Raw genomic sequence first — 20561 nt, forward strand, 5'->3', positions numbered from 1 at the left:
GTATAGAGCGCGTTAAGGAAGTCGATTTTTCTAAGGAATACTTGAGCGAAAGATGCCGGTTAACTTAGGAAAGTCGGCTTTTTTCGTCTTCATTGCTGTTTTTCAATGTGTTTAAGCGTGAGCGCCGTTGTTGTACTGCGTATATTATAGGAACGTTTTATAGGCATTTGTCATAGGCTACTAGTGGAGAAAGCTATGAGAGGGTGATTACGATGCAAATTGCCGTACGTCCTGGCGATACGCTGTGGGGCTTTAGTGTAATGTTTGATGTCCCCTTGCAGCTAATATTAGATAGTAATCCTTCACTTGGCTCGACATTACAGGTAGGTGATCTGGTCAATATACCAGGCTATACGTGGAATGAATATACGGTTGTAGCAGGGGATACGCTTTGGCAAATTGCTAAACGCAACAATATATCGTTACATTTGCTATTGCAAAGCAACCCTACCTTGGAAAGCGAGCAGCTGCAAATCGGTACGAAGATTGTACTTCCAAGCCGTGTAACAAGTCGAGTGATCAATGGAGAGAAAAATTACACATATGAGCAGCTGCTTCAGGATATGGAAACGCTGCGCAGAATTTATCCTAATCTTTCCACACATACTATTGGAAAAAGTGTAATGGGGAGAGATATTATCGAGCTACGAGTAGGTAATGGTCCAACTGAGATTCATGTAAATGCGGCGATTCATGCCAATGAATGGATCACGACAGGAGCATTAATGACATTTATTAATGATTATATGCTGGCAGTCACGAATAGCACCCCGCTTGAGGGTCAGTTTATGTTTCCGCTCTATGCCATGAATACGATGTCCTTTGTGCCGATGGTTAATCCTGATGGAGTTAATTTGGCCATAAACGGGGCGCCATGGGAGGAGCCTTTCCGCTCAGAGGTGCTTAGAATTAATAACGGATCAACCGACTTTACCGGCTGGAAAGCCAACATACGCGGCGTTGACTTGAATAAGCAATTTCCTGCTTTATGGGAGGTGGATGCTGTGAAAGGGCCACAAGAGCCTGCGCCAAGAGACTTTTCGGGAACAGCTCCACTTACCGAGCCTGAGGTTCAAGCGATCGCACAGCTCACGCGAGAGCGTAGCTTTAATCGTGTTCTCGCGCTGCATACACAGGGCGAGGAAATTTATTGGGGCTTTGAGGGCTTGGAGCCGCCAGAGTCTGAGATTTATGCAACTCGAATGGCACAGGCGAGCGGCTACCGTGCAATCCGTTATGTAAACAGTACAGCAGGCTATAAGGATTGGTTTATCCAGGACTGGCGCCGTCCAGGTTTCACCATTGAATTGGGTCTAGGCCAAAACCCATTACCACTGTCACAGTTCCAGTCTGTATCACGTGCTGCAAATGTTATTATTATTGAAGCGATGAAGAGCGCCTATAGCTGAGTTAAAGCTAATGCGTTGTAATATATGATGATCAAGAGAAGCAAGTAGTGTGAGAAGGCAGTAAGTAGCTCATGCACTTGCTTCTTTGCCATGCTTTCTTATTTGCAATAGTGCAAGACCTTGCGTAACTTGCAAAAAAGAGTCTTCTATAGTAGAATGTGTGTTCGCATTTCGAATGCCTGATGAGAATCATAGCAGGTGCAATTAAGCGTATCATTATTAGAATACGTTTGCTAAAACTACAGTTTTATGTTTATAGTGTAAATATGTTAGCTTTACGTGGACGAGGAATTACACTAAAATACTAAAAGATGTGACAATGATTGGTTGTTGATTGGGGGAAGATCATGGCAGAGCAAATCGATCTTTTTAATGACGTTCCAAAATCAGAGCAATATGGCGCTGATGATATTCAAATATTAGAAGGTTTATCTGCAGTACGAAAGCGCCCAGGGATGTATATTGGGAGCACCGGCAATTCGGGCCTACATCATCTCGTATGGGAAATTATTGATAATGCGGTTGATGAGCATTTGGCGAAATTTTGTTCAAATATCGATGTCACTATACATAAAAATGGCTCGATTACGATTCAGGATAACGGACGCGGAATACCTACAGCTATTCATAAATCTGGTATACCTACACCGCAAGTCGTGTTTACGATATTACATGCTGGTGGTAAGTTTGGCGGTGGCGGATACAAGAAATCAGGCGGATTACACGGTGTTGGTGCTTCCGTTACGAATGCGCTATCAGAATATTTGGAAGTAGAAATATTCCGTGAAGGTAAAATTTATAAGCAGCGATTTGAGTATTGGATCGATGAGCAAGGAAAAGAGCATGTCGGGGAGCCCGTAACTGGGCTAGACATTATAGGGAACACGAATCGTACGGGTACAAAGGTTACATTTAAACCGGATACTCGTGTATTCCAGCAAGGCATTTCCTTTAATTATGATACATTAGCAGATCGACTGCAGGAAATTGCGTTCTTAAACTCAGGACTTAAGGTAATGATTAAGGATGAACGTACCAATACGTCGGATGTTTTTCATTATGAAGGCGGAGCGAGTCAATTTGTTGAGTTTTTGAACGAGGGAAAGTCTGTACTGCATGAAGTCATTCATTATACTGGAGAGCGCGAGGATATCGAGGTCGAGATCGCCCTGCAGTATAACGATGGCTATACGGAGACGATTGTTTCGTTTGTCAATTCCATTCCGACACGCGGTGGTGGTACACATGAGACAGGCTTCAAGACGGCATACACTCGGGTTATGAATGATTATGCACGTAAGGCAGGCATCCTGAAGGAAAAGGAAAAGAATTTAGATGGTAATGATCTCCGTGAAGGGATGATTGCCGTTATTAACATCAAAATGGCTGAGGTCGAATTTGTCGGTCAGACGAAGGATCAGCTGGGCAGCTCCTCAGCTCGTGGTGCTGTTGATGCAGTTGTCACGGAGCGAATGAATGTATTTCTTGAGGAGAATCCACAGGTTGGCCAATCACTGCTTAAAAAAGCGGTACAAGCAGCTAAAGCGAGAGAGGCAGCTCGCAAAGCACGCGAGGATATTCGATCAGGGAAAAAAAGAAGTGAATCCTCGAATCTTGGTGGCAAGCTAACACCAGCTCAGTCAAAGGATTTCAGCCGCAATGAGCTGTTTATCGTAGAGGGAGACTCTGCTGGCGGTTCAGCGAAGCAAGGACGAGATTCTAAGCATCAAGCGATTCTTCCGCTTAAAGGGAAGCCAATGAATCCTGAAAAAGCAAAGCTTGCTGACATTATGAAAAACGATGAATATCGTGCAATTATATCAGCAATTGGAGCGGGAGTCGGCTCGGAATTTTCTGTCGAGGAAAGTAATTACAATAAAATTATTATTATGACAGATGCGGATACGGACGGTGCACATATTCAAGTGCTTCTGCTTACATTTTTCTATCGGTATATGCGCCCACTTATCGATAGTGGCAAGGTATACATTGCACAGCCACCGCTTTATAAAATTACAAAAAAATCAGGCAAGCTGAATACGGTACGTTATGCGTGGACGGATGAGCAGCTGCAAAACTATACGAAGGAAATGAAAGGCTTCGAGCTCCAACGCTATAAGGGCTTAGGGGAAATGAACCCTGACCAGCTGTGGGAAACAACGATGAATCCAGAAACGAGAACGCTATTGCAGGTGCATATTGATGATGCAGCTAAAGCAGAACGTCGCGTAACGACGCTGATGGGGGATAAAGTAGACCCACGTAAGCGCTGGATCATTGAAAATGTTGACTTTACAGAATATGAGGAGTAAGGAGCGAAATAGATGGAACCGTTAGAGCAATTTTTACCGGCATTTCTCGAAGAGGTTGTCGGAGACAGATTTGGTCGCTATTCCAAATACATTATTCAAGATCGTGCTATTCCAGATGTGCGTGACGGCCTAAAGCCTGTACAGCGTCGTATTCTATATGCGATGTACGACTCTGGGAATACACCGGACAAGCCTTACCGCAAGTCTGCTAAGACGGTAGGGGATGTAATGGGTAATTATCATCCGCATGGAGACTCCTCGATCTATGAAGGTATGGTACGGATGGCACAGCCTTGGAAAATGGGCTATCCACTCATCGATGGACATGGAAATTGGGGCTCACAGGATGATGATCCGGCAGCTGCAATGCGTTATACAGAAGCACGACTTTCCAAGATTGCAATGGAGCTGCTGCGTGATATTGAAAAACGCACAGTGCTGTTCAAAGATAACTTTGATAATACGGTGAAGGAGCCGGTTGTACTTCCTGCTCGCTACCCTAACCTGCTCGTCAATGGTTCTAGCGGAATATCTGCAGGCTTTGCAACGGAAATCCCGCCTCATCATCTGGGAGAGGTTATTGATGCAAGCGTTGCCTATATGCGCAATCCAAACATTAGCTTAGATGAAATGATGAATATAGTGAAAGGTCCTGACTTTCCTACAGGCGGCATTATTATGGGGGGAGAAGGGATTCGTGATGCGTACGAAAAAGGAAAAGGACGCATCTATATTCGTTCCAGAACGGAGATCGAAACGCTTCGCGGTGGTAAGCAGCAAATCGTCATTACAGAAATTCCATATCAAGTTGTCAAATCTCGTCTCGTTACCGCTATGGAAAACATTCGACTAGAAAAAAAGGTTGAAGGTATCGCCGAGGTACGTGATGAGAGTGGACGCAATGGACTGCGTATTGTTGTTGAGCTAAAAAAGGACGCTGATGCGAACGGGATTCTCGCATATTTGCTTAAAAAAACCGATCTGCAGGTTACGTATAATTTTAATATGGTAGCTATTGTTAACAAAGCACCGAAGCAGCTAGGACTTATTGACATTATTTCAGCTTATATTGAGCATCAGAAGGAAGTCGTTACACATCGCACACAATATGAGCTTGAAAAAGCAGAAGACCGTGCACATGTGTTGGAGGGCTTAGTTAAAGCATTGAATCTGCTTGATGATGTCATCGCAACAATTAAAGCTTCAAAAAATCGTGCTGATGCGAGCGATAATTTAATTGCGAAGTTCCAGTTTACGGAGCGACAAGCAGATGCCATTCTAACATTACAATTGTATCGATTGACGAATCTCGAAATAACGAGCCTTGAAAAAGAGCATGCCGATACGATAAAGAAGATTAAATATTACCGATCGATTCTGGAGAGCGACAAAAAGCTAATTGGAGTCATTGAAAAAGAGCTGCTTGAAATTAAAGAAGCTTATATGATCGAGCGACGCTCTGACATTCAACTTGAGATCGAAGAGCTGAAGGTTAATCTCGAGGTTCTAGTTAATGCTGAGGATGTGCTATTTACACTTAGCCATGAAGGCTATGTGAAGCGAACCAGTATGCTTTCTTATACACGTTCAGGCGGAGAGATGGATAGTGCAGGGGTGAAGGACGGAGATGTGATTACCCATTGCTTGTCGGTGAACACGCTCGATAACTTGCTTCTATTCACGAAAAATGGACAGTATTTCTTATTGCCTGTTCATCAGGTACCTGAGTTTAAGTGGAAGGATACTGGGACAGCAATTGTCAACATTATTCCATTGCCTAAGGATGACAGCATTGTTGCAGTGATACCGGTGAAGGACTTTAATATGGACCAAAGCCTTGTATTTGTGACGAAGCGAGGACAGGTGAAGCGAACAGAGCTAAAAGAGTATGCAACAACTCGCTCGACCGCTATCGCAGCTTGTAAGGTTGCTGCAGGCGATGAGGTGATCGAGGTTAAAATTAGCGATTCGTCCAAGCAAATTATGCTCGTTACTGCTTCTGGTATGTCGATCCGCTTCTACGAAACAGAGGTAAATGCCATGGGCCGTGCAGCTGGTGGAGTAAAAGGAATACAGCTGCGGGAGGATGACGAGATCATTGCCGCATTATGGGTTGAGAATGATGAAGGTGAAGTACTAGTCGTTTCCGATACTGGTCATGGTAAACGTACGCTCTTGCTTGATTATCCAATTCAAGGACGCGGTGGTAAAGGCGTCCAAACGTTTGAGTTTAAGGAAGGTAAACGAGTAAGAAGCAACGGACAACGATTATTGTCTGCTTTCTATTGCCGTGAACCCATTGAATTAGCTGGCTTTACAGATAAAGGATTGATGCAAATTGTTCAATCTGAGAAAACAATCATCGAGGAAAGAAAATCAACAGGTCGAACGATCTTCCAGCTAGAGAAGGAAGAGCAGCTGTTAATTTTATTCTCAGTAACGGATCGTATTCAGCAGCCGAAAGCTGAGAACTAATAATCCAGCTACAAACACTATGATTCAAGTGGCGCTCAGGAGCTTTAGTCATATGCTTACTGTTCAGCAAAAGCTGAATTGTAAGCATAGCTAAATGCTATGCAGAGCGCTTTTTTATTTATTTGGCGCATGCAAAATTCCCAACCTTTCCGCAAGATACTACAATGAATGCTGGCGATTATGTTGATTTGTAGGAAAAGCTTCCGCAATGCAGCATATTTTATCGTAAACTATTAATTGCATTAATCTTTCTTTCGACAATTAGGATTAGTATAATATAAAGTAGAAGAACGTCAGAAAGTTGGTGGAGCATGGTAGCCGAAGATTTTTCTAAGCTATGGAACAAGCTGTCACGAGATTGGAAACTTACCTTAGAGCAGGAATTAGCACCATTGACAGAAGGACAGTTACATATTTTAGAACTATTGCTGGAATCAGAGGCGATGAAGCCTTCTGACCTCATTCAGTATTTGAACACAACACCTGCAGCGATTACGACAATACTTGATCGTATGGAGCGAAATGAATTGATTACACGTGAGCGTGATGAGCGTGATCGACGTGTAGTATGGATTCAGGTGACTGAAAAGGGTTTCGCGGAAGCTGTAAGAGGCTCTAACATAAGAAAATCAGTCATCGAGCAATCACTAGACCGGATATCTAGTCATAACCAACAGCTGCTTGTCTATCTACTAGGCAAGGTTGCTAGTTCATCCTAATCTAGCTATTCTATATATTGAACCATGTTAAAGGACCGCTGCTCGTGCTAAAGGCATGCTTTGGCACGAGCAGCGGTCTTTCCGTGGGAATTTTATGACAGAGGGAGAATCAGATGACGTCAATACCAGCACCAAGAAAAAAACGAAATTATATTTGGCAGCTACTAACCGTTTATTTAGGGTTTATTATTTTTGGTTTATCGGAAAATATTAAAGGACCAGCCATACCACGCATACAGCTGTCTTTTGATTTAGATGAAGCGCAGATTGGAACGTTGCTGTCATTAAATTCGCTAGGGTATTTAATTGCTTGCATGTTTACTGGTTTGCTTGTTCGTAAAATAGGAATTAAAGCCACCTCGGTCATATCTTTCTCGTCAATGATCGTTGCTGGATTATTGATTTGGATTTCGAAAAGCTATTCCTTCTTGATCGGTTCGACTTTCCTGCTCTATATTGGGAACGGGATGCTGGAGATCGGTCTGGCCATTCTCGCAGCGCGTATTTTTACTAGAAATACAGGTACGATGATGAACCTAGCACATTTCTTCTACGGGCTAAGCTCAATTGTTGCTCCGCTATTAGCAACGGGGCTAATGAGCATTACGATTATGGGCTACACCGTCGAATGGGGATTGATGTATTTTATCGTTCTTGCCTTTTCACTTATTCCTATTATTCCAACTGTACTAGGGAAATTTCCAGGAGATGAGATTAAGGCTGAGGATCGTAAATCGTTACGTACGTTAGCGAGTGATTATTCCTTATGGCTGCTTGTTGGCATACTAACATTCGGCGTAATTGCCGAACTGTCAGTCGGAGGCTGGTTAGTTAACTACCTTGAGAAAAGCTATGAGTGGAGCACTTTATCTGCATCGGCAATGCTGTCGTATTTCTTTATCGGTTTTTCATTAGCTCGCCTTTTACTTGGACCTATTATTGATCGGATCGGTTATACTCTTTCGGTAATTATCGTGTCAATGTTTGCAGCAATATGTACGTTTTTCGCTGTCCTGGGAGGGGAAGGCTATGCCATATTTTTTGCCCTGTCAGGTGCTGGTGTAGCTCCGATCTATCCTACAGTTATGGCATTTATCGCTAAGCGCTATCCGAATGACAGTGACGTTGTTATTAGCTTTATTGTGACGATTATGGGTATCGGCACAGTAATAGGTAATTATGTAATCGGATTAATTATTAGTGGGGTTAAGCATATGTATCGTGCAGAACCAGCGATTGCTGTGCTTAGAGGATATCAAGCAGGATATTTGTTTATTGGTGTAAGCGCACTGCTGTGTGCAATATTGTCCATTATGATGTATACACATCTAAAAAAGCAAAAGCAACTGATCTAATGAGCTGTTCATAAAGGAGTTATCGAGTGCGGAAATTTATTAATTTTATAATGATGTCAATAGGTGTGTTACTTGTCTTAAGTGGGTGTCAGTCTAGTAAGCCGAATGAGGATTTATTTCATTACAAAGGCTCGTATGTTGGTGATAATAGTGCTGTAGGCAATATTTTACAACAATTACGGAGCGGAGAAGAAGTAGAACGCTTCGAGCTTATAACGAAATCTGAACCATACGGGGTAGTAATAACATATAGTGATTATGCTGAAATGTCAGAGAAGAGCGTGAAGCAAACGGTCCTATATAACGCAACATTTCTATTTGCATTAATTCAAAACGTGGATTGGATTACGTTTATCTTTGGCGATGATTACCAATATAAATTGGAGAAGCAGGCAGTTCAAAAATGGTACGGTATGGAGCTAGGTGGGTATACTAGCGAGGATGAATTACAAGAATTAATGCAACAATTTTTAGAGGATGAGGACAAAATTAATCAATTTTTTGTTCTTGTTGAATAAAAAAAACTGCAGTCTAGATTCGATTCTAGGCTGCAGCTTTTTTATGTTCTGGCAATGCAATCATCTATTCGTTATCAAGCATGGAGGACAGACGATCGGTAAGCATCATATGACTTGCTTCAAGTGCTTCATAATCGGATTGCTTTAACAAGACGTCATCACGTGCAGCTAGCGTGCTTTCGACTGGTAACACACGATATCTGTAGTATTGATCTGGCTTATAGCGATGAACCCAGGTTGGTGTGACCGTTACATCTTTAATTTCGATAGCACCTGTATCGTAGTGCTTTCTAAGATCTACGCGAAATATTGCACCATAGTCCTTAGAGTCACCACGTTGATTAGAGATGAAATTCCCCATGGAATATATGATTAGGCCTTGTCGTTCGGCTCCAAGTTCATCCACTGTTGTCACTAGCTCGTAAGGCTGCAATACATGGGGATGAGAGCCCGCAATAATGTCTGCTCCCGCTGCAATTAAAGCTCGAGCCAATGTTTTCTGTTCCTCTGAGGGCTGGGTCTGATATTCATTACCAAAATGCAACGCAATCGTAATAACATCTGCGCCATCCTGACGTAGTCGATTCATATCCTCAATGATACGTTCCTGATCAATCAAATTTACAATATACTCCTTACCCTCAGGGATCGGAATGCCGTTTGTACCGTACGTATAAGACAGCAGCCCCATCGCGATTCCATTATGCTCAACGATGACACTCGTATTTGCTTCTTCAGCATCTCTCGCTGATCCCACTGTTGTAAAACCAATCTGCTGAACATGATCGAGTGTAAGCATTGCACCAGTTACACCCTTATCGAGCGTATGGTTGTTAGCGGTAGAGAGGATGTTAAAGCCGTTATCCCATAATGCCTGTGCGAGTTCAACTGGTGCGTTAAACAACGGATAGCCAGTATAACCGTAATCCTTGCCAGCCATCGGTGCTTCTAAGTTAGCCATTACCCAATCACCATCAGCAACAATGTCAGCAATCGGTGAAAAGACGTCTTTAAAATTATAGCTGTCTGTCGCTTTGTCGTATGCACCAGGGAGCTGTGGGGTGTGGCTCATAATATCTCCAACACCGATCCACACAGCATCCGTATACTGTGGTGGTGTAGGCGTAGGCTCTGGAGTAGAAGTAGGCGATGGTGTTGGAGCTACGCTGCTGCCTGGTTGCTGGGCTGATAGCTCGTTAAGGCTGCTGTTATTAGGGTCTTGTGGAGCTGCATCCTTTGAATTCAATAGTATGAATATCAATAGGGCTCCCGCAGCTATAAAGATGAGCAGCACACTGTTGAATATCCATAGCAGCTTTCGCTTTGATTGTCGCTTTTGTCTCAAATAATCACGTCCTATTAAAGTAGATAGTAAGAAAGGCTAAGTTTCCAATATAAAGACGTGCACACAGCTTCAGATGTTGCGTGAGGCTCAAGTGAACGTATATAAGCCGCTCATGTGTAAAACATTCTCACTTGAGCGGCTTATTGCTACGTGTACCAGTGTACAGCTTGTTGAAGCTGCTGGGCTGTATAATGAGACCAAGGAGCTTCAGCTGAGTTCGGCAAGGAAGTAAAGCTCATCACTTCCTTTGACGTCGGATGTGGTGCTGTAACACTTGTCGACCACAATGCAATGGTACCGTGACCTCGCTGCTTTGCCGCTTTGCCGTATTTAACGTCTCCAAGAAGCGGGTGGCCGATAAAGGCCATTTGAGCGCGAATTTGATGCGGCCTTCCTGTATGAAGCTGGATGGAGACTAAGCTAGTGCCATTGTTCGAGGCGATGACACGATAGCTGAGTCTGGCGTCCTTAGCTTCAGCAACGGGCTGATTAAACACGGTCACTTGATTCTTTTTTGAATCCTTACGGATGTAATGAAGCAGATCGGCCTCCTGAGCGACTGGGATGCCCTCAACGATGCACATATATGTTTTCCCGAAGGTACGGGTACGGACAGCATCAGAAAGCCTTGAGGCAGCCTTGGAGGTCTTAGCGAAGATCATCGCGCCGCCGACAGGGCGGTCCAATCGATGTACAAGTCCGAGAAATACATTGCCTGGCTTTTGATAGCGAAGCTTAATGTCGTCCTTAATCAACGTTAGCATATCTGCATCTCCAGTATCATCCTCCTGTGAAGGAATGCCTGGTGGCTTCTCGACAACGATAATATGATTGTCCTCATACAATATCGGAATTGCCGGCTTCATCTACTTCGACTCCCAACGTCCTAATATTCCACATGGAAGAGCTAGACCAGAACGTGTTATCGGCAAACCAATCTCTCCGCAATTAATTTCCCCACCGTACTTACTACCCATGCTCATCGTTAGCAAATGCTGCAAAACAGTAGGTGAAAGTCCAGTTGTATAGGAGTTGATGAGCATGAAAAGCGGGTTGTCACTCATAATGGTCATGCAGGTTTGCAGAAACGGAAATAGATTTTCTTCAAGCTTCCATGTTTCGCCCTTTGGTCCACGTCCGTAGGAAGGAGGGTCCATAATAATGGCATCATATTGTCTGCCGCGACGCTGTTCACGTTGAACGAATTTGAATACATCGTCGGTAATGTATCTTATCGGTGCTTCCTCAAGACCGGATAACACGGCATTCTCCTTCGCCCATTGAACCATTCCTTTAGCTGCATCGACATGACATACCTCTGCACCTGCAGCTGCACAGGCGATTGTAGCGCCTCCAGAGTAGGCGAATAGATTCAACACGCGGATCGGACGATTGGCTTTACGGATTTTATCCATCATCCAGCTCCAATTGACCGCTTGCTCTGGGAATAAGCCAGTATGCTTAAAGCTTGTTGGTTTAATATGAAACCTAAGTTCATTGTAGCTAATTGTCCAGCGTTCAGGCATTTCTTTGTTGCGGATTTGCCATTGACCGCCACCTGAGGAGCTGCGGAAGTAATGAGCATCAGCTTTTCTCCATTGCTCGTCTTCCTTTTCTATAGGCCAAATAATTTGCGGATCCGGGCGACGAAGAATATAGTTGCCCCAACGCTCCAGCTTGTCTCCTGCTCCTGTATCAATTACTTCAAAATCTTTCCACTGATCAGCTATGTACATTCAGATGTTTCCTTCCTAATCGCTTCTTGTTATGATATCATCGCTTATTATAACGAAGCTGCGATACTAAAATCAACGAAGCCAGCTATATTTTTAGTAGAAGGGTCTGAGATTATGTTACGTTTTGAATGTGAATGCGGTAATAAAACGTCTTTTTTTGCAACAAGTGACTATGATGAGCATGGCAGAGAGATGCTCGATATTGAAGATGACGACTGTGTTAGCTACGCATTCGGTGAACAAAGTATAATGCTGAAGTGTAAATTTTGTGGTCATCGCTATATATTGCCTGCTTATGAGGAATATAAATAAAACTAGGACTATTCAGTCCTAGTTTTGTGAGGTGTAATGAATATGGTAGCAAGAAACCGAGAGCAATTAATACATATTGCGGCAAGGCTTTTTCTAAGCAAGGGCTTTAAGTATACGAGTATCGATGACGTAGTGGAGCAAAGCGGAGTATCCCGCTCCAATTTATATTATCATTTTGCAAGCAAAGAAGAGCTGTTGTATGCGGTGGTCGATTTCTGGGGCAACCGGTATGAATCCGCATTAGAGGTTTCCCTTGGGCAACGTGAGCTAGGTGCACAGCTGCGTATTGAGAGCTTTATTCAATTGCTACAAAAGGAAATTGAAGATAGGGGCAATAAAGGGAACTGTCCGTTCATCGCGATGTATGAGCAAAGTCCAGCCGAAGCAGAAGCGGTTCATCAGCGCATCTACCAATTTTTTGCATGCTTGCATACGTACATTACAGAGCTGCTTGCGCAAGGAATAGCTAGTGGAGAGTTTCGCAATAAGGTTTCGCCAGAGCAAAGTGCTTATTTATTTGTTTCTTCCCTCGAGGGCAGTCTGATGCTGGCGGAGACGATGGACGATATTTCGATTGTACGTACAACCTCTAATGCTTTTTTCTCCTTGCTTAGACAATGAACGTCAATGACGCTAAGCTGTTTCGTTTAATCATATACAATAATGTGAAACATCGTTTGTCTTAAACTGTACAAGCTGTTTTCTGTCGTGCACAGAGGGCAGCTTTTTCATTTTGTTAGAACAACTATGCAATGAATATATGAGAATAGGACGTATACCGTGTCAACTTCATTTGTTTAACATATAGTAATTGGAAGAGTTTCAGTTTATATGCCAGCATTGATTAATAGAAGGGGGGGGATAATTGAAAGGTTTGATATTGTGTGCTGGAAAAGGTTCACGATTACGACCACTAACCTTCTCTAGACCTAAGCATCTTTTGCCGCTTATGAACAAACCAGTATTATTCTATGGAATCGAAAGGATGATTCAAGCTGGTATAAAGGATATTGCTGTTGTCGTTGCGCCATTGTTCCGAACTGTTTTTGACGAAGTATTGCAGGGTGGTGCACCATGGAACATTCGAATAACATTAATTGAGCAGCATGAACCTAAAGGATTAGCTGATGCTGTGCGTATAGCACAGACATTTACTCAAAATGACGATTTTCTATTGTATTTGGGTGATAATATAATAGATGGCTCATTGCTGCCCCTAATAGAGAAATTTCAGTCGGAAAATCTTGATGGATTAATATCAGTAAGTCAAGTAGATTCACCTGAGCAATTTGGTGTTGTGGAGATGAACGGTAATACGATTCATAGAGTAGTAGAGAAACCGAAACATCCACCAAGTAATCTAGCGATTAATGGTGTTTATTTATTTCGGCATACGATCTATGATGCTATTTCGAAGATTCATCCTTCAGCTAGAGGAGAATATGAGATTACAGATGCGATACAGCAGCTTATCGATGATGAGTATGAGCTAGGCATTTATAGCTCTAGCTATTGGTGGAAGGATACAGGGCAGCCGAAGGATTTAATCATATGTTAGCTTGCACATGTCTTCTTACTTATTTTGTTGACTGAAAATAACTAATACAATCTACTTTACAAAGTGTTAATCATCGGATATTGTATAATTAAACATAAATACTCAACGTTGACTAATTAACAATGACTGAAGGGTGATGAAGGATGTACATTGAAGCTAAAGCCTTGGTTAAGCAGTTTGGTTTGCGAACGATTGTGAACAACATGGATGTATCGATTCAAGCAAATGAGATTATAGCGATTATTGGTCCAAATGGTGCAGGAAAATCAACGATGCTGGAAATGCTTATTGGTCTGCAAAAGCCGAGCTCAGGAACGATATGGTACTGGGATTCTGGTTTTAAAGGGAAAATTGGCGTTCAGCTTCAAGCGGTTCCTTTTTTTCCGGCTCTGAGTGCGATGGAAAACTTACTGTTGTTTGCCTCCTTTTATAAGAAGTCAATTTCCAAGGAGGAGGCAATGAATTGCTTAGAGATTTGTGGTATTCAGGATGCTGCCCATACAGAGGCAGTAAAATTATCGGGAGGACAGCAGAAGAGATTAGCAATTGCGGTTGCGATCATGCATGAGCCTACACTTATCTTTTTGGATGAGCCGACTGCTGCACTCGATCCACGTAATCGACAGGACATTCATAATCTTATGCTTGAGCTACAGCAGCAAGGAAAAACGATAGTATTTACATCTCATGATATGGATGAGGTGCACCAGCTGGCAACGCGTGTGCTGGTCATCGATCACGGTAAAATCATTGCCGCAGGTGAGCCTGCCGAGCTCTGTAATAAGTATGATGCAGCTAGCCTGACACAGCTGTATATGAAATTGACTAGGGAGGATGAATCCTATGCTTAAAGTACAATTGCGATCGATGCTCGTTACGTCATTACGTGATAAAATTACGTTGTTTTATTCTTTATTGCTGCCTATTGTCCTTATGTTTGGGCTAGCTATATATATTGATAAGCCGGAGCAGCAGCTTCGCATTATTTGCGGCATTACGGCAATAAGTACAGTGTTTTGGGGGATGCAGGGTATTGCATTTCAGGTTCATTGGCAGCGCAGTAGAGGCGTATACAAGCTGCTTAAGCTAACGCCTATGCCATTAATGCAATTTATTGCTGTAATGATTGTTGCCCGAACAGTGATTGGTGTCGCAATGAACTGGAGTATTTGGTTAATAGGTATGCTAAGCTTTGGAATGAAGTTAACGGCATGGTCTATCGGGCTTACTCTGCTTGTCATTGTGATCGGGACAATATGCTTTACAAGCATCGGATTCGTCATTGCCAATGCTGCGCGAAATGAAGCTCAAATTAATATGCTATCTAATTTGCTTCAAATGCCGATGATTTTCATGAGTAGTGCGTTTTATTCGTTGAATGGTGCGCCTGATTGGGTTGCATTTGTAGGTAGATTACTACCATTTGAGCATTACACGAATTTGATATCTACGATGCAATCAGCTGGTAGTTCCATATCTATACTTAGCTTAATCGTCCTTGTCATATATATTATGATTGCTATACTGATCGCTAGTATCACGTTCCGATGGGATACGAATCAAGTAATATTGAAATCAAGTACAGCATAAGAGGATCGCAGCTCCAGATTCTGGCGAACGAGAATACTTTATGCTACACTAATACTCAATATTGAATATTTGATATTGAGGTGATGATATGGCTAGATTGATGGTGTTAGGATTGCTTAAGATGAAGCCAATGTCTGGATATGAGATTCAACAGGTATTATCTCAAAGCAAAACTGATGCTTGGGCAGGTATATTACCAGGGTCGATCTATCACGCATTAAAAAAAATGGAATCCGAAAGCTTAGTCGAGATTGATGCGCTAGAGCAGACGGGGAATCGTTCAAAAGCGATATATAAAATAACGAAGCAAGGAGAGGAGCATTTTCTCGAGCTGCTTCGCGAAGCATTGCAGGCCTCATCTATACAACTGCCAAGTCAGCTGTATACAGCTCTAAGCTTTATACAGGAGCTTGGTCGTGAGGAGGTACTCGCTTGCTTACAGCTTCAGCGCGAGCAATTGACCAAGGAGCTGGAGCAGCAGAAGGCAGGGATTAAAGTAAAACAAGAATTCATGAACGTAGATGGAGTAGTGGAGCTGTTGTTCCAAAATCTTTATAATCAGTATGAGCTGCAGCTGCAGCTGTTAGACCAGTTAATTGCTCATTACGAGCAGCAGTGAACTAATTAGCATTTTTTGATATATTCGATAATCAAGAAAATGTGGGTTAGAGGATGCTAATTTTCACTTAAAGTCTGTCGATTTTCGAGAGTACACTGCTTTAAATCAATATTTTAGTTTAATGCTTTGTTCACTCTACTTCGTCATTATTACTTCGATGTTTTTTCAATCCATGATGCACAGCTAGTATCAACGAGATTGATAGTACAATGCGGATGATAGAGGAAAGAAGATCATCTGAATACGTACTTTTTCGAATGAGAGAGTACAAACTGAATCCAAGTCCTCCGTAAGCAAAAGTGAGAAGCATAAACTTATCAAATCGTGTAATTTTTATTTTTCTCATATTCACACTCCTTGTTCGATGAGTTAAAGCTTAATAGTATGATCCAAATGATAGCATTTAAACCGAATATTGAAAAAGGGCGAGTAGTGAGCTGTTAAGCTCATTACCCGCCCTTTTGCGCATTAAGGTTAGAAACTAGTGCAATGGTTGTCGTGCACAATACAAAATAAATAATTAAATAATTATTGCTCTTTCACTTTAAGCATCGCTTCCCATAAGGAAGAATCTTCATAGCCAAGTCGCCATGCCGCAACTCCGGCTAAATCATACTCCTTAGCAAGCTTTACACGCGCAAGCACACTTTCCGTTGTTTCTGCCCAGAACACATGCGTATATCCATCTTTTGTATACGTATATTTGTACTGGCCAGCCTTCTCATCATAGGTACGGGTTGCTTTATTGCTCGAAACAACGCTATCGATATCCTTCATTAGGATGGCACGGTTGTCAACGAGCTTGCCGTTACTGTCTATGCGCCACTCGCGAGAGTAGAACGGTATTCCAAGAATTAGCTTGCTGCGAGGTATTCCATATTCTAAATACTGCTTAATGCCTTCCTCAACCCAGCCGATGCTGCCTACAGATCCAGGCGTATCTGAGCCAGTCCAATGCTCATCGTAGGCCATCATAATGACCGTATCAACGATTTTACCGAGCTCTTCATAATCATAGGCTGTGAGATGATTCCATCGAACATCGCCACGCATTAGATCAATGGAAACGGTTAGTTTTTTTGCATGAGCCGCTTTCGTTAGCTTCTGAACAAAGCTTGTAAATTGGTTACGGTCGCTTGCAGCAAGGTTTTCAAAGTCAAGATTTAGACCTTTGACTTTAATTGAGACAAGGCTGTCTATCAATTCCTTGATAAAGCGATCCTGAGCCTTTTCATCCGCTAAAAACTTTGTTGTAAGCTCTTTATCGAATTGATTGTGAACGAGCGGAATAATATCGATGCCCTGAGCCTTCATCTCGTGTACTAGCGCTGCACTAACGTTGCTATTCATAGCACCGTTTTCATTATCAACGTAGTACCAGGTTGGCGAATCAATATCTAAGCCTTGTGTATTACTAATGTGACTTTTAATTGTAGTGACCGAGCTTGAGCCGTTCCAACCCATAAAAACAAAATTTTTAGAGGAGGACCATAGCTTGCGGCCGTCTTGATTCATAATGTAGGAGTTACTATAGTTTTTCGCATAGGCGAGCGCTCCGTTAATGGAGTGGAAGCTTTTAATTAGCTTTTCACCTTGATATACAGACAAATAATGAACACTGCTCCAAAGAAGTTTGTCATCTTGCTTCACTTCGGCTGCATACAGCCCTTTAGCTGTTTTTACAGCAGCATCAAGGGTAGAATGAAGCTTAACTAGCTTGCCTTGGCTGTACACCTCAAAGTTTAATAGATTTTGATGGACTGATTTGCCCGTAGCTGTGTTGATTACCTCACTATTGCTAAGCTTATTTGCAGCTTCGATCGCATCCTTCAGAAATGCGTACGATTTGCTGCCAGCAGCCAGCTCACCATCTTTGTAGATGCTGTATTTTGCTGTAGCATCACGTTGTTCCTTAATCATCGGTGCAGTTAAATTATCCCACACCCATTGCTTAGAGTTTACGTTCATGATGTGCGCATTTGTCCACTTTTTTGCTTCCTTCTTAGCATCGTCTAAGCTGTAGAATTGCCAATGGTCATATGTTTTATCTCCTTGATAGAGCACATAATTAGCAAAATTTTCATAAGCCCAGCCAATTCCTTCGAGGTCACGGACATATGCATTAATATGAGAAGAAGCAGCCTTTTTTGCTTCAGTTAAGGTCGCATATTCAAGCTTCGATGAAGACTCACCGTTTATGTACACCTTATACTTAGGAAGGTTATGCCACACCCATTCGCGATTGCTAATTTTTTCTACATGACTGTAGCTGTAATACTTCGCATAGGCAATGGCTTGACTTACCCTAGCAAATTCCTTTAATGGCTTGTCGTTTTGATAGACACGATATTGTGTCATACTTGCTGCATCTGCAGTAAAATGTCCAACGGGCAGCAAGACTGCAACGAGCAAGCATAGCAGCATGGATCTCCACATACGCTTCAAGATTACCATCACTCTCCTTATATGAATCTATCATTAGTATACATGGAATATAGAAGTGTTGTAATGTGGAAGTTTATGAGAATAGTAGGAATATAGGGTGCTTTCAACTAGTATAGGAGAGTATTGCCACTAATGCATATAGGAAGGTAAATAAGGAAGGAAAATAAAAAACAGCGCCATACGGTCTGGTTGACCGTATGGCGCTGTTAAACGAGTGAGTAGTAGAGCTTAAGCTCTTGCTTCAGCCCAAAATTGCTCTGCTTCCTCATCAATGCCAAGAATAATATCTGAACGAAATACGCGGATTTGATATTCAGAGTAAAAATACTGCTCCAGAGCTTCCATAATGTTCGCTTGTAGCAAATATTGTGAACGACCGTTCACCCAAACCTCTGCTGTATAGCCATACTCCTCTTCCCAAGAAAGCTGTACCTCAACATCCGTTGGCTTTACACCGCGGCGATCTGCCAAATTCAGGCAAATCGCATTAATGATTTCATCCGTGTAGATTCGCATAATTAGAATTGACCTCTTCCATTTCGATCTTCTTCATCACGACGATTACGATCTTGATCGTAATAATTGTTGTTGCGATTGTTGTGGCCTGCTGCAGCCGGCTTGTTGTTTCGAATATAAGTCCAAGCTGCTCGAATAATCATGAATATGGCAACGATTGCCGCGATATTGATGAGTAGGCTGAAGATTTCTCCAAAAGCACCCATATTGGAAAACATACCGCCGAACAATAGACCAGCTAGTCCACCAAAAGCTAAGCCTTTCATAAAGGAGCTGCCGCCGAATAGACCGCCAGATTTTGTTGTAGCTGCAGAACCTGTTGAAGATTTAGTACCAGATGTTGTGCCTGCTGCAGCACCGCTGTTCGATTGCTGAGTCGTGTTGTCCTTTTTTTGCGTGAAGCTCTGCTTGTTCGATTTGAAGCCGCCACCACGCTTTGCATCAGCAGTATCGCTGAAGCCAAGGCCCAGTGCTAGAAACACTGTTAGAGCCAGCATAACAAAAAAGCCTTTTTTCATGTAATTGATTCCCTCCTGTTTTTTTTGCTTAATGTTGCTATAGTAAGACATTACGTCTATTATAATGTTTGGTTTCAAAAAATCCTAATCATTTAAATAAATTTTGAAGGTGAAGCGATGAATTATCCATCTACATATATCGATTATTTAATAGAATTTCATACTACGCGTGATTATTTTGAATGTCATGAGCTATTAGAGGAATATTGGAAGGAACACCCACAGGATGGGCTTGGCAAGCTATGGGTCATGTGTATTCAGGTGGCAGTCGGACAATATCATGAACGTAGAGAGAATCGGCGGGGTGCAAATCGAATGTATCAATCTGCGTTAGCTGCGCTACAGCAAGAGACAAGCGAACGAATTGGGCTGGATCCTACACAGCTTGCAGTAATGCTTAAGCAACGGATTGAAGCCTGTGAGAAGCAAGAAGCCTATGAGGATATGCTGCTGCCGTTTTTAGATAAGGAGCTGCTGGAGCTATGCAAGAAGGAAGCTGCAGCAAGAGGACTTAGCTGGGGTCAAGAGAGTGCGAGTGTACCGGACTTTATTATTCATCGCCATACGCTACGTGATCGAAGTGACGTTATTGCAGCTCGCCAAGCAGCATTAAAAGCAAAGGCTAGGGATAGAAAGTAATGGATTACATAAAATAAACTGTATTGCGTTTGCAACGAGTATGGTCTTACAAAGAAAAGAAGACAGCTTCGTATGTTGATGAACAATACAAAAGCTGCCTTCCTTTCGTAGCTCTTTATGGAACAAATCGCAAATTCAACGTATAAATTTGAGCGTCACTTTTTAAGCTAAAGGCATTTTTATCTGTATCATAGTGGATTTTCATATGATCTTCATAATACACCTTATGCCTTGGCTCATAATAAAAAGGAAGTGGATCTGCTTCCCCCGCACGATCATCCTCAGTAGGTGAATCGATCGTTGTTAATGTTGGCACACCGCTAACAACACAGCCGCAGCCTTCAATATCATGTAGAAATTTAAGCTTCTTATCCTTAAGCAGTAGCTGCAGTTTATGTACTGCCTCTGTTGTAAATGTAATACGCATTCGTTCATCACCTTTGTTTTCATTATGCCGATTAGGATATAGTAAATTATAGAATGATCGCTGACTAG

At 42.4% G+C, this 20561-nt stretch carries 20 protein-coding genes; 13 read left to right on the forward strand and 7 right to left on the reverse strand.

Annotated features, from left to right (window positions below; translation table 11 throughout):
* Nucleotides 1-212: 212 nt before the first annotated feature.
* The 6 genes from NSQ99_RS09715 to NSQ99_RS09740 all read left to right on the forward strand — a co-directional run bounded on the left by NSQ99_RS09715 (nt 213) and on the right by NSQ99_RS09740 (nt 8788).
* Nucleotides 213-1409 carry a M14 family metallopeptidase gene (locus NSQ99_RS09715; protein WP_251666518.1) on the forward strand — a complete coding sequence of 399 codons (1197 nt, stop codon included), beginning with the start codon at nt 213-215 and terminating at the stop codon, nt 1407-1409.
* Nucleotides 1410-1756: 347 nt separating this feature from the next.
* Nucleotides 1757-3721: a DNA topoisomerase IV subunit B gene (gene parE, locus NSQ99_RS09720; protein WP_251666517.1), complete on the forward strand. Its 1965-nt coding sequence runs from the start codon at nt 1757-1759 to the stop codon at nt 3719-3721.
* 12 nt (nt 3722-3733) lie between these two features.
* On the forward strand, nt 3734-6196 hold the full coding sequence (gyrA, locus tag NSQ99_RS09725) for a DNA gyrase subunit A (protein WP_340836350.1): 2463 nt from the start codon (nt 3734-3736) through the stop codon (nt 6194-6196).
* 311 nt (nt 6197-6507) lie between these two features.
* Nucleotides 6508-6915 carry a MarR family winged helix-turn-helix transcriptional regulator gene (locus NSQ99_RS09730; protein WP_251666515.1) on the forward strand — a complete coding sequence of 136 codons (408 nt, stop codon included), beginning with the start codon at nt 6508-6510 and terminating at the stop codon, nt 6913-6915.
* A gap of 113 nt (nt 6916-7028) precedes the next feature.
* Nucleotides 7029-8270 carry an MFS transporter gene (locus NSQ99_RS09735; protein WP_340836351.1) on the forward strand — a complete coding sequence of 414 codons (1242 nt, stop codon included), beginning with the start codon at nt 7029-7031 and terminating at the stop codon, nt 8268-8270.
* Between the two features lie 26 nt (nt 8271-8296).
* Entirely contained in the window at nt 8297-8788 is a 492-nt protein-coding gene (locus NSQ99_RS09740) for a DUF4825 domain-containing protein (RefSeq protein ID WP_340836352.1), read from the forward strand.
* Nucleotides 8789-8852: 64 nt separating this feature from the next.
* Here the strand turns inward: NSQ99_RS09740 and NSQ99_RS09745 are convergent, their stop codons facing one another.
* The 3 genes from NSQ99_RS09745 to NSQ99_RS09755 form a co-directional block, all read right to left on the reverse strand.
* Nucleotides 8853-10133: a CapA family protein gene (locus tag NSQ99_RS09745; RefSeq protein ID WP_251666512.1), complete on the reverse strand. Its 1281-nt coding sequence runs from the start codon at nt 10131-10133 to the stop codon at nt 8853-8855.
* A gap of 146 nt (nt 10134-10279) precedes the next feature.
* Nucleotides 10280-10999, reverse strand: coding sequence for an RluA family pseudouridine synthase (locus tag NSQ99_RS09750; protein WP_251666511.1), 720 nt, complete (start codon nt 10997-10999; stop codon nt 10280-10282).
* Entirely contained in the window at nt 11000-11869 is an 870-nt protein-coding gene (locus NSQ99_RS09755; RefSeq protein ID WP_251666510.1) for a class I SAM-dependent methyltransferase, read from the reverse strand.
* Between the two features lie 114 nt (nt 11870-11983).
* Here NSQ99_RS09755 and NSQ99_RS09760 point away from each other — a divergent pair, with 114 nt between their 5' ends.
* The 6 genes from NSQ99_RS09760 (at nt 11984) to NSQ99_RS09785 (ending at nt 15948) form a co-directional block, all read left to right on the forward strand.
* On the forward strand, nt 11984-12181 hold the full coding sequence (locus tag NSQ99_RS09760) for a hypothetical protein (RefSeq protein WP_251666509.1): 198 nt from the start codon (nt 11984-11986) through the stop codon (nt 12179-12181).
* A gap of 42 nt (nt 12182-12223) precedes the next feature.
* Complete coding sequence (locus tag NSQ99_RS09765; RefSeq protein ID WP_340836353.1) at nt 12224-12802, forward strand: TetR/AcrR family transcriptional regulator; 579 nt, start codon at nt 12224-12226, stop codon at nt 12800-12802.
* A 244-nt stretch (nt 12803-13046) separates the two neighbouring features.
* Nucleotides 13047-13739, forward strand: coding sequence for a sugar phosphate nucleotidyltransferase (locus NSQ99_RS09770; protein ID WP_340836354.1), 693 nt, complete (start codon nt 13047-13049; stop codon nt 13737-13739).
* Between the two features lie 143 nt (nt 13740-13882).
* On the forward strand, nt 13883-14590 hold the full coding sequence (locus NSQ99_RS09775; protein ID WP_340836355.1) for an ABC transporter ATP-binding protein: 708 nt from the start codon (nt 13883-13885) through the stop codon (nt 14588-14590).
* A complete protein-coding gene (locus NSQ99_RS09780) occupies nt 14583-15329 on the forward strand; it encodes an ABC transporter permease (protein ID WP_340836356.1) in 747 nt (248 codons plus the stop codon). The genes NSQ99_RS09775 and NSQ99_RS09780 overlap by 8 nt, the downstream gene beginning before the upstream one ends.
* 88 nt (nt 15330-15417) lie before the next feature.
* Nucleotides 15418-15948, forward strand: coding sequence for a PadR family transcriptional regulator (locus tag NSQ99_RS09785; protein ID WP_340836357.1), 531 nt, complete (start codon nt 15418-15420; stop codon nt 15946-15948).
* Nucleotides 15949-16476: 528 nt separating this feature from the next.
* On the opposite strand, the gene NSQ99_RS09790 is transcribed toward NSQ99_RS09785, so the two are convergent.
* From NSQ99_RS09790 to NSQ99_RS09800, 3 genes are all read right to left on the reverse strand, one after another.
* Entirely contained in the window at nt 16477-18402 is a 1926-nt protein-coding gene (locus NSQ99_RS09790; RefSeq protein ID WP_340838768.1) for a glycosyl hydrolase family 18 protein, read from the reverse strand.
* Nucleotides 18403-18621: 219 nt separating this feature from the next.
* Nucleotides 18622-18909 (reverse strand): YxcD family protein, encoded by a 288-nt coding sequence (locus NSQ99_RS09795; protein ID WP_251666492.1) that lies wholly within the window; start codon nt 18907-18909, stop codon nt 18622-18624.
* Nucleotides 18910-18911: 2 nt separating this feature from the next.
* Nucleotides 18912-19427: a hypothetical protein gene (locus NSQ99_RS09800; protein ID WP_340836358.1), complete on the reverse strand. Its 516-nt coding sequence runs from the start codon at nt 19425-19427 to the stop codon at nt 18912-18914.
* A gap of 117 nt (nt 19428-19544) precedes the next feature.
* Between NSQ99_RS09800 and NSQ99_RS09805 the strand changes: the two genes are divergently transcribed.
* Nucleotides 19545-20066 (forward strand): DUF309 domain-containing protein, encoded by a 522-nt coding sequence (locus NSQ99_RS09805; RefSeq protein ID WP_340836359.1) that lies wholly within the window; start codon nt 19545-19547, stop codon nt 20064-20066.
* Nucleotides 20067-20181: 115 nt separating this feature from the next.
* Here NSQ99_RS09805 and NSQ99_RS09810 read toward each other — a convergent pair whose 3' ends face one another.
* A complete protein-coding gene (locus tag NSQ99_RS09810; protein ID WP_251666489.1) occupies nt 20182-20493 on the reverse strand; it encodes an iron-sulfur cluster biosynthesis family protein in 312 nt (103 codons plus the stop codon).
* Between the last annotated feature and the right edge of the window lie 68 nt (nt 20494-20561).

The sequence above is a fragment of the Paenibacillus sp. FSL W7-1287 genome, from assembly GCF_038004245.1.
GTDB classification, from domain to species: Bacteria; Bacillota; Bacilli; order Paenibacillales; family Paenibacillaceae; genus Pristimantibacillus; species Pristimantibacillus camelliae.

Coding starts and splice junctions, on each gene's coding strand:
- NSQ99_RS09715 (WP_251666518.1), top strand. CDS start 213: ATGCAAATTGCCGTACGTCCTGGCGATACGCTGTGGGGCTTTAGTGTA.
- parE (WP_251666517.1), top strand. CDS start 1,757: ATGGCAGAGCAAATCGATCTTTTTAATGACGTTCCAAAATCAGAGCAA.
- gyrA (WP_340836350.1), top strand. CDS start 3,734: ATGGAACCGTTAGAGCAATTTTTACCGGCATTTCTCGAAGAGGTTGTC.
- NSQ99_RS09730 (WP_251666515.1), top strand. CDS start 6,508: ATGGTAGCCGAAGATTTTTCTAAGCTATGGAACAAGCTGTCACGAGAT.
- NSQ99_RS09735 (WP_340836351.1), top strand. CDS start 7,029: ATGACGTCAATACCAGCACCAAGAAAAAAACGAAATTATATTTGGCAG.
- NSQ99_RS09750 (WP_251666511.1), bottom strand. CDS start 10,999: ATGAAGCCGGCAATTCCGATATTGTATGAGGACAATCATATTATCGTT.
- NSQ99_RS09755 (WP_251666510.1), bottom strand. CDS start 11,869: ATGTACATAGCTGATCAGTGGAAAGATTTTGAAGTAATTGATACAGGA.
- NSQ99_RS09760 (WP_251666509.1), top strand. CDS start 11,984: ATGTTACGTTTTGAATGTGAATGCGGTAATAAAACGTCTTTTTTTGCA.
- NSQ99_RS09765 (WP_340836353.1), top strand. CDS start 12,224: ATGGTAGCAAGAAACCGAGAGCAATTAATACATATTGCGGCAAGGCTT.
- NSQ99_RS09775 (WP_340836355.1), top strand. CDS start 13,883: ATGTACATTGAAGCTAAAGCCTTGGTTAAGCAGTTTGGTTTGCGAACG.
- NSQ99_RS09780 (WP_340836356.1), top strand. CDS start 14,583: ATGCTTAAAGTACAATTGCGATCGATGCTCGTTACGTCATTACGTGAT.
- NSQ99_RS09785 (WP_340836357.1), top strand. CDS start 15,418: ATGGCTAGATTGATGGTGTTAGGATTGCTTAAGATGAAGCCAATGTCT.
- NSQ99_RS09790 (WP_340838768.1), bottom strand. CDS start 18,402: ATGGTAATCTTGAAGCGTATGTGGAGATCCATGCTGCTATGCTTGCTC.
- NSQ99_RS09795 (WP_251666492.1), bottom strand. CDS start 18,909: ATGCGAATCTACACGGATGAAATCATTAATGCGATTTGCCTGAATTTG.
- NSQ99_RS09800 (WP_340836358.1), bottom strand. CDS start 19,427: ATGAAAAAAGGCTTTTTTGTTATGCTGGCTCTAACAGTGTTTCTAGCA.
- NSQ99_RS09805 (WP_340836359.1), top strand. CDS start 19,545: ATGAATTATCCATCTACATATATCGATTATTTAATAGAATTTCATACT.
- NSQ99_RS09810 (WP_251666489.1), bottom strand. CDS start 20,493: ATGCGTATTACATTTACAACAGAGGCAGTACATAAACTGCAGCTACTG.